We start from the raw sequence: 13,013 nt of genomic DNA, 5'->3' as shown, positions 1-13,013 counted from the left end.
TCCTCCAGTCGCTGGCCCTCACTCCGTTCGGGCCCGCGGTAGTCGTCGGACGCTACCGGACGCTCCCTCCGGTCGCGTCCGGAGAACCGCGCTCGCTTCGCTCGCGCGGACACTCACGTCAACCGAGTACTCGGTAGAACTTCAGACCGCTCGCCCGTCGTTGCCGCCCTTTCTGCCGTTCCCGCACTGGAAGACGCCGTAGTACGACAGCACCAGTGCGCCGCCGACGAGGACGGCCATCACGGGGTTGACGGCGAACCCGACGGCGCCCGCCGGGACGCCGCTGAGGGCGGCGTCGAGCAGGCTGTAGTCGACGACGGCGCCGAACAGCAGCGTGAGGCCGACCAGCGACCCGCAGAAGACGGCGGCGAACCGTGGCAGGCGCCGGGCCTCGGCGTCGACCGCGACGAAGGCGCCGACCACCACCGGCCACGCCAGTAGCGCCGCGTAGAACGGCTCGAGACCCGTCGGGTTCACCACGATGGCGAAGGCCGCGACGATCGCGACGATCGCGCTCGCGACCCCCGCGAGCACGACGTGAGAGAGGCGCCACTCCGACATACCCCGTGTGTAGGCGGTATCTCCATAAATAGCTCCGAGCGGTATCGGCACTCGAAACCCGTCGCTGGGACCGAGCGGGTCGATTCCCTCTTATCCATATAAAGAGCCGATTCACGACGGGGCAACTTCCTTCATTATATACCAGTTTGTTGTGGGCATGTTGCAGCGACACGTCCGCCAGCTACTCGCCGTCGCGTTCGCGATCAGCGTCTTCACGGGGATGTCGGTCGCCCCCGTCGCGGCCAGCGAGAGCGTGGACATCGGCGGGGACAGCGGAATCAGCATCGGCACTGACGGTATCGGAATCGGTGGAGACGGCGGCATCCAGATCGGCGCCGACCCCGAGGACGGCGTCAACGCCAGCGTCGGCGGCGACGAGGGCGTGACCGTCGGCGCGAGCCCCGACGAGGGAGCCGAGGTCGGCGTCGGCGACGGCGTCGAAGTGGAGGCCAGCCCCGACGACGGCGCCAACGTCAGGGTCGGCGAGGACGGCATCGCGGCCGGCACGGACGGCGTCCGCGTTGGCGAGGCCGACCTCACCGAGGGAGAGGCCGACGAACTCGCCCCGCAGGTCGGGAACCTCTCCGAGGGCGACACCGGATTCGACGAGTCCGACGGCGGTCTCGGCGGCACCGACACCCCCGACGTGCCGACCGAACCGACGGACCTCGACGTCGACACGAACGACATCCCCGAGGAACAGCGTCCGCTGACGCGGGTCCTCCAGTCGCTGCCCGAGACCGAGGAGACCGGTCCCGAGGACGTTCCGGTCGGCGGCGAGAACGCGACCGTGAACGTCTGCGAACCGCTCGACCTGGGGCCCCAGGACCTGCCGGTCGGGGCCCTCCCTGGCCTCGGCGACCTCCCCGACGGCCTCCAGCCGCCCGGCGTCCCCGCCAGCCTCATCACGCCCGAGGCGGTCCTGGGGATCGTCCTCGGCATCGTGCCCGCTCCCTGCGAGGTCGTCCACCCGAACGATCCGCAGATCGACCCGACCGACCCGCCGGACGAGCCCCGCGGGACGCTCGACGTGGCCCGGTTCGGCGAGTACAACGACGGCGGCGTCGGTCTCGTCTACTACGAGGGGACGCTGGACGACTCCGAGGGGGGACCGAGCATCGACGGGATGAGCGGACTGCTCCTCACGCCGGAGTACGGCGACGTCGACCAGAAGCTCGTCCTCAACGACGGGCGGAACGACTACGGGCTGGACCCGCGGTTCCGGTACAACGAGGACGGCGTCGAGTACGAGGCGGTCCTGATACTCCTCGGCAAGCAGGCCGGCGTCGAGGGCGGCTGCGAGAACCTCGAGGAGTACGACGGCGCCCTCAGCGTCGACTCCCTCGAGGAGAACCCGCTGGGCCCCTGCGAGTACTCGCTCGTCGGGCTCCCGAACCTCTTCGGCCCCGGGGACCTGGTCGGCATCCTGACCGGCCTCGGCGAGCGTGAGGAGCCGCCGGTGAACCTGGACGCACTGCCGGTCAACCCCGACGCCCTGCTGAACCTCTGATGGACCGGCGCGTGACGCTGCTGGTCGCGCTCGCACTCCTCGCCTCGCTGTCGGGGTGCTCGGTGCTCCTCGGCGGCGACGCCGCGTCCCCCACGTCCACGCCCGGGCCGACCGCCGGGTCCCAGGAGACCGACGCTCCGACGCCGGAGTCGACGACCGCGCCGTCGGCGACTGGCGGGGTGACCGACCCTGCGATGCCCGTGGGGACCGCGACCGACGGCCAGCAGCAGTACGAGTTCGACGCGGCGGCGGTGGACGCCGACCACGTCGCCGCGCTGGAGGCCGCCGGGAGCTTCAGCCGGCAGAGCTCGCTGGTCATCCGCAACGCGTCGGCGACCCGGTACATCAACGGGAGCTACGCCGTCGAGCGCGATGGGCCGGCGGCGAACACGGCCAACATCACGTACGTCGTCGACGGCGCGGTCGACGATCTGCCGACGACGACCCGGTACACCGAGGGCGGGACGACCTACGAGCGGCAGGTCGAGCGAACGGACGGCGGCACCGAGACCCGGTACCGAAGCGGGAGCGAACCGTACGGCGACTCCGACCCGCGGCCGGTCGACGAGACGGTCGCGTACACGCTCGGGCAGATCGCCCGCGACGTCGTCGATAGCTCGACGTGGAACCGGTCCGGCAGCGGGCAGGTGGACGGGGCCGAGGTCACCCGCTACGACACCTCGGGCGCGCAGTTCGGCGTCGGGCTGGGCGCGGACGCCGACGGCGCCGCGACGCTGGTCGTCGACGAGTCGGGCGTCGTCAGGTACGTCGCCTACCGCTTCGTCGTGGAGTCCGGCGGGGCGTCCACCGAGTACGTCTACGAGGCCGGCTACACCGGCGTCGGCTCGACGACGGTCGACGAGCCCGCCTGGACCGACGAGGCATAGCACCCGGAGAGATTTGCGAATCCCGGCGCTCTTATAGCCGGGCGCGCGTGAGGTTGGGGTAATGACCGAACGTCTGGAGGTGAGTCGATGAGCGAGGCCGACGTGCACTCCTACACCGTCCGGCTGGAGCTGGTCGACGAACCCGGCGAACTGCTGCGTGCGCTCGAGCCCATCGCGAGCAACGGCGGGAACCTCCTGTCGATCTTCCACGAGCGCGGCAACCTCACACCGCGGGGGCACATCCCCGTCGAGGTCGACCTCGAGGCGACCACCCAGCAGTTCGACGTCATCGTCGACGCCCTGCGGTCGGCCGGCGTCAACGTCATCCAGGCCGGCGCCGAGCGCTACAGCGAGGAGCTGACGGTCGTCCTCGTCGGCCACCTCGTGGAGACGGACCTCTCGGATACGCTCCAGCGCTTCCAGGACTGCGGCGGCGCCTCCGTCGCCGACGTCTCGCTGTCGGCGCCCGCGGGCACCGACGGCCCCTCCAGTGCCCGCCTCCGGCTCGTCGCCAGCGAGGGCCAGTCCGCGACGGCCCTCGAGACCGTCCGCGAGGTCGCCGACGAGAAGGACCTGCGCGTCGTCGAGCCGCTCACGGAGGGGTCGCCGTGAAGCTCGCCGTCGTCGGCGCCGGCGCGGTCGGCACCTCGGTCGTCGAACTGGCCGGCGAGTACGGCCACGACGTCGTCGCGGTGGCCGACTCCGCGACGGCGGCCGTCGACGAGGGCGGCGTGGACGCCGAGGGCGTGCTCGCCCGGAAGCGCGATGAGGGCGTCGTCGGCGACGCCAACCCCGAGGCCGCGCTGTCGGCCGACTACGACGCGCTCGTCGAGGCGACGCCGACGACGCTCGGGGACGCCCAGCCGGGCTTCTCGCACGTCGAGCGCGCGCTCGGGCGCGACCGGCACGTCGTCCTGGCGAACAAGGGGCCGCTCGCCGAGCGCTACGACGAGGTGCGGGCCCTGGAGGCCGACTCGCGGGGCACGGTGCTGTTCGAGGCGGCCGTCGGCGGCGCCATCCCCATCCTCTCGACGATCGACGACCTCAACGGGCAGGTGACGGCCGCCCGCGGCGTCCTCAACGGGACGGCGAACTTCATCCTCAGCCGGATGGCCGCCGAGGGACTGGACTACGAGCACGTCCTCGCGGAGGCCCAGGACCTCGGCGTCGCCGAGGCCGACCCGACCTTCGACGTCGAGGGGACCGACGCCGCGCTGAAGTGCGTCATCCTCGCGAACGTGCTGTACGAGGACAGCTACGCGCTGGCCGACGCGGAGGTCGAGGGCATCGCCGACCTCCCGGGCAGCGCCCTCGAACTGGCCGCCGAGGACGGCCGGACCATCCGGCTCATCGGCGAGGTCGCCGACGGCGAGGTCCGGGTGGGCCCGCGGCTGCTCCCCGAGAACGGGACGCTCGCGGTGTCGGGGACGCTGAACATAATCCAGCTGGAGACGAAGCACGCCGGCCGCCTGAACATCTCCGGGCGGGGCGCGGGCGGGCCCGAGACGGCGAGTGCGGTGCTGGCCGACGTCGGCCGGCTGCCGCCGCTGGAGTAGCCGACCGCCGCCCGCTCGGGGCGGTCCCGCCGGCTCTGACGGCGGTACTCGGGGTTGCCTCCCGTTAGCTGTCTTTTCGTGGTATCTGCTCGCAAACCGCCCGACGCGCCGGGAATCGGCGGAATCCCTTTCGAAATCGTTTTACGGGGCAGCGACAAAAGGCTCCGATATAGCGCCTCTGCGCGTGAGACACAACAATGAGCGACAAACCGCACCAGAACCTGGCCGTCATCGGCCACGTCGACCACGGGAAGAGTACGATGGTCGGACGGCTCCTCTACGAGACCGGGAGCGTCCCCGAGCACGTCATCGAACAGCACAAGGAAGAAGCCGAAGAGAAGGGCAAGGGTGGCTTCGAGTTCGCCTACGTCATGGACAACCTCGCCGAGGAGCGTGAGCGCGGGGTAACCATCGACATCGCCCACCAGGAGTTCGACACCGACGAGTACTACTTCACCATCGTCGACTGTCCGGGCCACCGCGACTTCGTCAAGAACATGATCACTGGCGCGAGCCAGGCCGACAACGCGGTGCTCGTCGTCGCGGCCGACGACGGCGTCCAGCCGCAGACCCAGGAGCACGTCTTCCTGGCCCGCACCCTCGGCATCGACGAGCTCATCATCGCGGTCAACAAGATGGACCTCGTCGACTACGACGAGAACAAGTACAAGGCCGTCGTCGACGAGGTCAACCAGCTGCTCCAGCAGGTTCGCTTCAACACCGACGACGCCAAGTACATCCCGACCTCGGCCTTCGAGGGCGACAACGTCTCCGAGGACTCCGAGAACACGCCGTGGTACGACGGCCCCACGCTGCTGGAGGCTCTCAACTCCCTGCCGGAGCCGCAGCCGCCGACGGACGCGCCGCTGCGCCTCCCGATCCAGGACGTCTACACCATCTCCGGCATCGGTACCGTGCCGGTCGGCCGCGTCGAGACGGGCATGCTGAACACGGGCGACAACGTGTCGTTCCAGCCCAGCGACGCCGGCGGCGAGGTCAAGACCATCGAGATGCACCACGAGGAGGTCCCCGAGGCCGGCCCCGGCGACAACGTCGGGTTCAACGTCCGCGGCGTCGGCAAGGACGACATCCGCCGCGGTGACGTCTGTGGCCCCGCCGACGACCCGCCGACGGTCGCCGAGACCTTCCAGGCGCAGGTCGTCGTCATGCAGCACCCCTCGGTCATCACGGCCGGGTACACGCCGGTCTTCCACGCCCACACGGCGCAGGTCGCGTGTACCATCGAGTCCATCGACAAGAAGATCGACCCCTCCTCCGGCGAGGTCGCCGAGGAGAACCCGGACTTCATCCAGTCCGGCGACGCCGCGGTCGTCACGGTCCGACCGCAGAAGCCGCTCAGCATCGAGTCCTCGAACGACATCCCCGAGCTGGGCAGCTTCGCCATCCGCGACATGGGTCAGACCGTCGCGGCCGGCAAGGTCCTCAGCGTCAACGAGCGATAACGCATGCAGCAGGCACGCGTTCGCCTCGCGGGCACGGCTCCCGAGGACCTCGACGACATCACGGCGGACGTCCGCGAGATCGCGGACAAGACCGGCGTCGAGCTGTCGGGTCCGGTGCCGCTGCCGACGAAGACGCTGGAGATCCCCGCGCGCAAGTCCCCCGACGGTGAGGGGACGGCGACGTGGGAACACTGGGAGATGCGCGTCCACAAACGCCTCATCGACATCGACGCCGACGAACGCGCGCTCCGCCAGCTGATGCGGATCCAGGTCCCGAACGACGTCTCCATCGAGATCGTCCTCGAGGACGGCGGCGCCTGACGGCGCGGCCCGGGCCCCGTGCCCGCCGCAGCACTCACGCGCGACCGCTCCCGGTCGCTTTCGGTGACTGCGAAACGCAAGCTACAAGCGACCGAATCGACAACCGACTATCGCGGGCTCGTAGATCAGCGGTAGATCGCTTCCTTCGCAAGGAAGAGGCCCTGGGTTCAAATCCCAGCGAGTCCACTGGATTTTCGCGGCGCAGACTCCTCGCTTCGCTCGTCGCGTTGCGCCGCGAAAGGAAGCACGAAGCTGAATTTGAACCCCTGGAAGTCGCAGCCCGCACAGCGGAGCGAGCAGGAACGTCTTCCTCTGGGTTCAAATCCCAGCGAGTCCACTCACTTCCTGTCGCCTTACTCCGCTTCGCTGTCGTCCGAGAGCTCTATCGGCGTCGCTCTCGCGGCGGTCGTCTTGAACGCAGCGATCACGTCGGCTCCGGGTTCGAGCCCGAGCTGGTCGACGCTGTTCTTCGTGACGACGGAGTCGATCGCGACCCCGTCGGCGACCTCGACGGTCACGGTGGCCACCTCCTCGTCGCTCTCAACGCAGCCGACCACCCCCTCGAGCTGGTTCCGGAGGCTCGTGTGGACCTGCGACGGTGACCCGGGGTTCATCAGCACGACCGCGTCGGCGCGGACGGCGATCTCCACCCGCTCCGCGGCGACCGGGATCCGCGCTCCGAGGTCTCCGGCCTCGGTCCGGACGGTGCCCAGGTCCCCCCGGCGGTCGACGACCGTCCCCGGAATGACCGACTCGGAGACGGTCGTGACGCCCGCGAGTTCGACCCGTAACCGCTCGAAGCGACGCATCAGGTCGACCGCCTCCGCGGTCAGCCTCGTCCCGCCGCCGTCCTCGCCGCCGCGGACGCGTTCGGTCAACGACCCCACGGCCTCCTCGAGTTCGACCACCCGCCGCTGCAGGTGGGGGTACGAGCGGCCGAGCGCGTCCGCCGCCCCGTACATCGACCCGTGCCGGTCGATGGCCCGGAGCATCTCGACGTCCCGGGCCGAGACCGTCGTGTCGCCGATGCCGAGGTGCGGTTCGAATCCCTTCTGGAGTGTCATGGTTGGGGTGGTGTTCTCGGAGTCGCGGTGGGCGGCGGAATCTCCGCTCAGTATACCAATTCGCCGGAGATAAACTTCCGGGTGCGGTCGTCCGTCGGGTCCTCGAAGATCGTCTCCGTCGGGCCGAGTTCGGCGATGTCGTCGTCGAGCAGCACCGCCACCCGGTCGGCGACCCGCTCGGCCTGGTGCATGTCGTGGGTCGCGACGACGACGCCGATGCCCCGGTTCCGCGCCTCCCCGATCGCATTCTCGATGACCGCCGTGTTGCGCGGATCGAGGTCCGACGTCGGCTCGTCCAGCAGGAGGACGTCGGGGTCGTAGGCGAGCGCCCGCGCGAACGAGACGCGCTGGGCCTCGCCGCCCGACAGCGACCCCGCGTGCTGGTCGGGGACGTCCGCGAGCCCGACGACGTCCAGGGCCTCCTCGACGGCGTCGGCGCGCCCGTTCGACCGGACGATCGAGCTGAGTTCGTCGCGGAGGCGGTCGCGCCACGACCGGCGGATCCGGAGGCCGTACTCGACGTTCCGGGCGACCGACGCGTCGAAGAGGCTCGCCTCCTGGAACACCATCCCGATGCGCCGCCGCTGGGCGAGTCGCTCGGCCTCGTCGACCGCCCAGGGCTCGACCCCGTCGAACGCGACGGTGCCGGCGTCGGGCCGCAGCGACAGCGCGAGGACGCGCAGCAGCGTGGTCTTCCCGACGCCCGATGGACCGATGACGGCGATGGTCTCCCCCGCGTCGACGTCGAGCGAGACCCCTCGGAGGACGTCCTCTCCGCCGTGGGAGACGGAGACGTCGACCGCTCGAAGCGTCATCGCTGGACCCTCCCGTCCCCGAGACGGACAACGACGGCGTTCACGAGGAGGACGAGCACCACGAGGACGGCGCCGAGGTACATCGCCGTCTCGTACCGGCCCTGGCGGGCCTCCAGCTGGATCGCCGTCGTCAGCGTCCGGGTCTTCGAGACGCCGTTCGCGCTGGCGATGTTGCCGCCGACGATCAGGACGGAGCCGACCTCGCTGATCGCCCGCCCGAACCCGGCCAGGATCGCCGTCGCGATACCGTAGCGGGCCTCCTTGATGGTGACCAGCGCGACGTCGAGCCGGGTGCCGCCGAGAATGTGGGCCGCCGACCGGACGTTCCCGTCGACGCCGGCGATGGCCGCGAGGCTGATCGCCGTGATCGGCGGCGTCGCGAGGACGAACTGCGAGAGAATCATCGCCTCGGGCGTGAAGACGAGCCCGAACTGGCCGAGCGGTCCCTGGTTCGAAACGGCGAAGAGGACCAGCAGCCCGACGACGACGCTCGGAAAGCCCATCCCGGTGTTGATGACCGCCGTGAGGAACCGCTTGCCGGGGAAGTCGGTGAACCCGACGACGAGCGCGATCGGGAGGCTCACGAGGGTGCTCAGGAGGACGGCGACCGTGCTGACGTACAGCGACACCCGGATGATGCTCCGGATGTACACCGCCTCGAACGGGAACTCGAACAACAGCGGGACTGCGGTCATCGTGGACACGGTGTTCAGTGGGTCACTCCGTGGCGTTCCCACTCCACCCTTCCGGAACGTACTGCTGGAAGTTCGGCTCCTCCGAGAGCGCCCGCGGGAAGAACAGCTGTTCGCCGTCGGCCTCGTACTCCGCGATGGTCTGCTGGGCGTCGGGGCTCGTGACGTAGCCGATGTAGGCCATCGCCAGATCGTAGTTGACGTTGTCGTGGATCTCGGGGTTCACCGCCAGGATGCCGTAGGGGTTCGCGAGGAGCTCCGGGCCGTCCCGGATCGGTCCCTGTACGAGGATGGTGAGGTCGATCTCCGAGCGCTGGGAGAGGAAGGTGCCCCGGTCCGAGAGCGTGTAGCCGCCCTGTTCGTTCGCGATGTTCAGCACCTCTCCCATCCCCTGGCCGGTCTCGCGGTACCAGTCGCCGCCGGGTTCGACGCCGGCCTCGTCCCAGACGGCGAGTTCCTTCGTGTGCGTCCCGGAGTTGTCGCCGCGCGAGACGAACGTCGCCTCGGCGCCGGCAATAGTGGCGAAGGCGTCGACGGCGGAGCCCATCCCCTCGATGCCGGCGGGGTCGTCCTCAGGACCGACGATGACGAAGTCGTTGAACATGAGGTCGCGGCGGTTGATGCCGTAGCCCTCGCGCATGAACTCGTCTTCCAGCGACCGGGCGTGGACCATCACCACGTCGGAATCGCCGTTCCGCGCCGTCTCCAGGGCGGCGCCGGTCCCCTGGGCGACGGCGTCGACGGTGACCCCGTACATGTCCTCGAACGGGGCGTTGAGTTCGTCCAGGAGGCCCGTGTCGTACGTGCTCGTCGTCGTCGTCAGCGTGAGCGTCTCGCCGGCAACCCCGGGTCGCTCGCCGTTGCTGCCGCCGATCCGGGAACAGCCCGCCAGCCCCGCGAGTGCTCCGCCCCCCAGCGCGGAGACGAACTGTCGGCGTTGTATCGGCATGGGAACACCGTTGGAGTGCCGCCAAAAATAGCTTCCGGTGGTGGGTAACCGGTTCTCGTTATATATAAGGGGGCGCGTAAGAACTGAAGAGGCGACGAAGGGAGTCGAGGATGCCTGAAATTGCGACTCTCTACGAGGTGGTCGGGCCGAAGGGGTGCCTTCTTCCAGTTACGTCGCCGCGCGGAAGTCCGTCGAGGACGACGTCTATCCGCGCCGCGGGACTCGCCTCCTCAGGCGAACCTCGCCCGGGTTCGCCGCCGCGCCGAGCGGACGAGCACGGCGACGGGGATCGCGACCGCGATGTGGAGCGGGAAGAGGAATCCGCCGTAGAAGAAGCCGTAGACGGCGAACTGTCCGGCGAGCACCGAGTCGAGGGGGAACCCGACCTGCCAGGAGACGAACGACCCGTAGGCGGCACCGAGGATCACGACCAGCGCCGCGCCGACGGCACACCCCACGAGCGCGTTGTTCAGCTCGTCGCCGCTCCGGGGCGTCAGGACGCCGACGACGAGGCCGACCGGGACGCCCGCGAGCAGCCCGACGGCCGGGAAGTCCGCCTGCGTGACCGGGTAGAGCATGAGCACGAGGTAGAGGCCGGCTGCGACGGCCGCGACGCTGCGGTCGACCGAGAAACGCGGACGGGACGACGTCCCGAATGCCATAATTCCCGCTAGGTCTCGCTGAACAAAGTAGTTTTCCCGCCGAGACGGCGCGGAGACGTGGTGCAGAGGCCAGGAGCGCGCGTGTCGAGAGGGGCAGGGGCGCCTGACCGCGTCCTCTCGTCGTTTGTCGATTTATCGGGGATGGTTACCGGACCGTTCCAGCTCGAACGTCTGTCGGCTGTAGGGTCTGGATACCTAAGTCGGTCCTCCGCGACCACCTTTCCAGTGCGGCTCATAGAGATTTTCGTCCCCAGTGACGACCGGGTAGCCATCGAGTCGGCCCTCGACGAGATGGGCGTCGAGTACCTCTTCGTCGACGAGGTCGGTTCCCGGGACGGATCGGTCGCGAACATCCCAGTCCCCGGCGGTGCGGTGGAGACGGTCCTCGAGCAACTGTACGACGCCGGCCTCGACGAGGACACCTACACCGTCGTGACGGACGTCGAACGGGCCAACATCCCCAACGTCGAGGAGCTGACCGACCGCTACGTCGAGGGACCGAAGGGCGACCGTGGCGCCTCCCACCCGGAGATCCGGGAGCGGGCGGAGGACCTCAAACCCGAGTTCGCGACCTACGTCGCCTTCGCGGCGCTGAGCGCCATCGTCGCGGTCGGCGGCCTCCTGCTGGACTCCGCGATCGTCATCGTCGGCGCGATGGTGATCGCGCCGTTCGCGGGCTCGACGCTGTCGGCGAGCGTCGGGACGGTCATCGGCGACCGGGGGATGGTCATCGAGAGCGCGCGGGCGCAGGTCGTCGGGCTGCTCGTCGCCTTCGTCGGCGCGATACTGATGAGCCTCCTCCTCCGACAGGCCGGGTTCGTCCCGGGGTCGCTGGTCGTGGCCCGCGTCGAGCAGGTGAGCGTCTTCCTCACGCCGAACCTCCTGACGGTGGTGATCGCGATCGCCGCCGGCCTCGCCGGCGCGCTGGCGCTGGCGACGGACCTCCCCGTCTCCATCGCCGGGGTCGCGGTCGCGGCGGCGATCGTTCCCGCGGCGTCGGCGGCGGGCATCGGCGTCGTCTGGGGCGAGCCCCTGATGGTCCTCGGGGCGATCGTCCTGCTTCTGATGAACATCGTGTTCATCAACCTCTCGGCGTACGTCGCGCTCGTCTCGCTGGGCTACCGGTCGTCGGTCATCCGGTCGCTGCGCGAGGACTTCGTCGTCTCGCCCCGGACGGGCGGGTACGCGCTGCTCGTCGTCCTGTTCGCCGTCGTGGTCGCGCTGACGGCCGCGGGAACGTACCAGCACGTCGCCTTCGAGCAGGACGTCAACCAGGAGGTCCAGGCCACCATGGACGACCCGGCGTACAGCTCGCTGGACCTGGGCACCGTCCAGACCGACTACAACCACATGAACGTCCTCTCGAGCGACATCTCGGTGACGGTGACGGTGACCCGGTCGACCGACGCCGCCTACGAGGACCTCGACGAGACGCTCCAGACGCGGATCAGCGAGGCGACCGGTCGCCCCGTGACGGTGAACGTCCAGTTCCAGGACGTCGAGCGCGCCGAGCCCGACCCGAGCGAGACGCGGTCCTCGAGTCTGGTCGCCCGGCTGTTCGACCGGCTCGGCGCGTTCGGCCAGCGGGTCACTCGCGAAGTCGGCGCCAGTAGCGTCTAGCCATCCGCCTGGCCTTGTTGAGGAACGAGCCGGCGCGGCGCGACCCGGCCAGTACCTTGAGCGCCCGCACGCTCCGGCCGAGCCGTACCAGCCGCAGCGGCCGGAACCACGGCACGACGGTGAGGATCAGGAGCCAGTTCGACCGCACGAACGCCCGCGGCCGTTGGTCGGACCAGCGGTAGAGGAGCGCCAGGTCCAGCAGGAAGACCGCCAGCAGCGCCTGGAGGGCCCCGCGGACGACGGTCGTGGTCGACGAAGCGAGGGCGACGACGTCGAACCTGGCGGCCACGTCGACCGCGAACAGGACGATCCAGACGATCGCGGCGACGTCGACGAACAGTGACCACCTTCGTTGGGTGTTCATCTGGTGTGGGTGAGATCCGCCTGCGGTCGGCGTAGTGGTGTGGCAGTGCGTCCGCGGTCCAGTGGTTCTCTCCGGGTCGACGTCCGAACGGCCGGTCCGCCGACCCGCCGACCGAGACGTATCGACGCGTCTACACGTACGCGACGGCTCCGCGGTGCTTAATCCCTCGGAGACGGCCCGCCGGCCACCCTAGAAGACCACTAGCGAGCCGCGTTCCGTCGGTCTGGGCGGTCAGTCGCCTGGTCGCTGACTGTCGACGAGGCCCCGTGGCCAGTTCGTGCGGTCGTCCAGTTATTGGACTAGTAACAGGGTACGTGGCTCTTACTTACGTACCTGTAGTCCCTGGTCCCGCTCACCATCCCGTACTGTCATCCATGGGTAGATCGTCAGTTCTCGGGATGGGCCACCGGAAGGTGGTGACGCACCCTCACCGGTGCGTCGTTCTGCATCACAACTGCTCCGCACCAGCGGCCGCGCTATACAGATCGTGGCCGGTCGGGGGACCGACCCGACCGTGAAGTCTCTGCGGAGTGCCACGCGAGACTCGTC

14 protein-coding genes and 1 tRNA gene are annotated in these 13,013 nt (G+C 69.4%); 8 read left to right on the top strand and 7 right to left on the bottom strand.

The window, feature by feature from the left end; all coding sequences use genetic code 11:
- Positions 1 to 141: 141 nt before the first annotated feature.
- On the bottom strand, positions 142 to 561 hold the full coding sequence (locus HWV07_RS09680; RefSeq protein WP_178334101.1) for a hypothetical protein: 420 nt from the start codon (positions 559 to 561) through the stop codon (positions 142 to 144).
- Between the two features lie 157 nt (positions 562 to 718).
- Between HWV07_RS09680 and HWV07_RS09675 the strand changes: the two genes are divergently transcribed.
- The 7 genes from HWV07_RS09675 to HWV07_RS09645 all read left to right on the top strand — a co-directional run bounded on the left by HWV07_RS09675 (position 719) and on the right by HWV07_RS09645 (position 6,484).
- Positions 719 to 2,071, top strand: a complete 1,353-nt coding sequence (locus tag HWV07_RS09675; RefSeq protein ID WP_178334100.1) for a hypothetical protein — start codon at positions 719 to 721, stop codon at positions 2,069 to 2,071.
- Positions 2,071 to 2,958: a DUF7537 family lipoprotein gene (locus HWV07_RS09670; protein ID WP_178334099.1), complete on the top strand. Its 888-nt coding sequence runs from the start codon at positions 2,071 to 2,073 to the stop codon at positions 2,956 to 2,958. Before HWV07_RS09675 ends, HWV07_RS09670 begins: the two co-directional genes overlap by 1 nt.
- 87 nt (positions 2,959 to 3,045) lie before the next feature.
- Positions 3,046 to 3,570, top strand: a complete 525-nt coding sequence (locus tag HWV07_RS09665; protein ID WP_178334098.1) for an amino acid-binding protein — start codon at positions 3,046 to 3,048, stop codon at positions 3,568 to 3,570.
- Positions 3,567 to 4,514: a homoserine dehydrogenase gene (locus HWV07_RS09660; protein WP_178334097.1), complete on the top strand. Its 948-nt coding sequence runs from the start codon at positions 3,567 to 3,569 to the stop codon at positions 4,512 to 4,514. Before HWV07_RS09665 ends, HWV07_RS09660 begins: the two co-directional genes overlap by 4 nt.
- 197 nt (positions 4,515 to 4,711) lie before the next feature.
- Positions 4,712 to 5,977: a translation elongation factor EF-1 subunit alpha gene (gene tuf, locus HWV07_RS09655; RefSeq protein ID WP_178334096.1), complete on the top strand. Its 1,266-nt coding sequence runs from the start codon at positions 4,712 to 4,714 to the stop codon at positions 5,975 to 5,977.
- A gap of 3 nt (positions 5,978 to 5,980) precedes the next feature.
- Positions 5,981 to 6,298: a 30S ribosomal protein S10 gene (gene rpsJ, locus HWV07_RS09650; protein WP_178334095.1), complete on the top strand. Its 318-nt coding sequence runs from the start codon at positions 5,981 to 5,983 to the stop codon at positions 6,296 to 6,298.
- A gap of 114 nt (positions 6,299 to 6,412) precedes the next feature.
- Positions 6,413 to 6,484 (top strand) — tRNA-Ala (locus HWV07_RS09645).
- A 167-nt stretch (positions 6,485 to 6,651) separates the two neighbouring features.
- On the opposite strand, the gene HWV07_RS09640 is transcribed toward HWV07_RS09645, so the two are convergent.
- The 5 genes from HWV07_RS09640 to HWV07_RS09620 form a co-directional block, all read right to left on the bottom strand.
- Positions 6,652 to 7,362, bottom strand: coding sequence for a TOBE domain-containing protein (locus HWV07_RS09640; RefSeq protein WP_178334094.1), 711 nt, complete (start codon positions 7,360 to 7,362; stop codon positions 6,652 to 6,654).
- Positions 7,363 to 7,409: 47 nt separating this feature from the next.
- On the bottom strand, positions 7,410 to 8,177 hold the full coding sequence (locus HWV07_RS09635) for an ABC transporter ATP-binding protein (RefSeq protein WP_178334093.1): 768 nt from the start codon (positions 8,175 to 8,177) through the stop codon (positions 7,410 to 7,412).
- Complete coding sequence (locus HWV07_RS09630; RefSeq protein ID WP_178336039.1) at positions 8,174 to 8,872, bottom strand: ABC transporter permease; 699 nt, start codon at positions 8,870 to 8,872, stop codon at positions 8,174 to 8,176. The genes HWV07_RS09635 and HWV07_RS09630 overlap by 4 nt, the downstream gene beginning before the upstream one ends.
- Positions 8,873 to 8,894: 22 nt before the next feature.
- Positions 8,895 to 9,818: an ABC transporter substrate-binding protein gene (locus tag HWV07_RS09625; protein WP_178334092.1), complete on the bottom strand. Its 924-nt coding sequence runs from the start codon at positions 9,816 to 9,818 to the stop codon at positions 8,895 to 8,897.
- A 230-nt stretch (positions 9,819 to 10,048) separates the two neighbouring features.
- Positions 10,049 to 10,480, bottom strand: coding sequence for a hypothetical protein (locus tag HWV07_RS09620; RefSeq protein WP_178334091.1), 432 nt, complete (start codon positions 10,478 to 10,480; stop codon positions 10,049 to 10,051).
- 225 nt (positions 10,481 to 10,705) lie between these two features.
- On the opposite strand from HWV07_RS09620, the gene HWV07_RS09615 reads away from it, so the two are divergent.
- Positions 10,706 to 12,100: a DUF389 domain-containing protein gene (locus HWV07_RS09615; protein ID WP_246279865.1), complete on the top strand. Its 1,395-nt coding sequence runs from the start codon at positions 10,706 to 10,708 to the stop codon at positions 12,098 to 12,100.
- On the opposite strand, the gene HWV07_RS09610 is transcribed toward HWV07_RS09615, so the two are convergent.
- Complete coding sequence (locus tag HWV07_RS09610; protein WP_178334089.1) at positions 12,069 to 12,464, bottom strand: hypothetical protein; 396 nt, start codon at positions 12,462 to 12,464, stop codon at positions 12,069 to 12,071. The two genes, HWV07_RS09615 and HWV07_RS09610, sit on opposite strands and share 32 nt — an antisense overlap.
- Between the last annotated feature and the right edge of the window lie 549 nt (positions 12,465 to 13,013).

The sequence above is a fragment of the Natronomonas salina genome (assembly GCF_013391105.1).
Classification (GTDB): Archaea; Halobacteriota; Halobacteria; order Halobacteriales; family Haloarculaceae; genus Natronomonas; species Natronomonas salina.
Note: the sequence above shows the minus strand (reverse complement) of the source record. Positions and strands in the feature narration are given on the sequence as shown.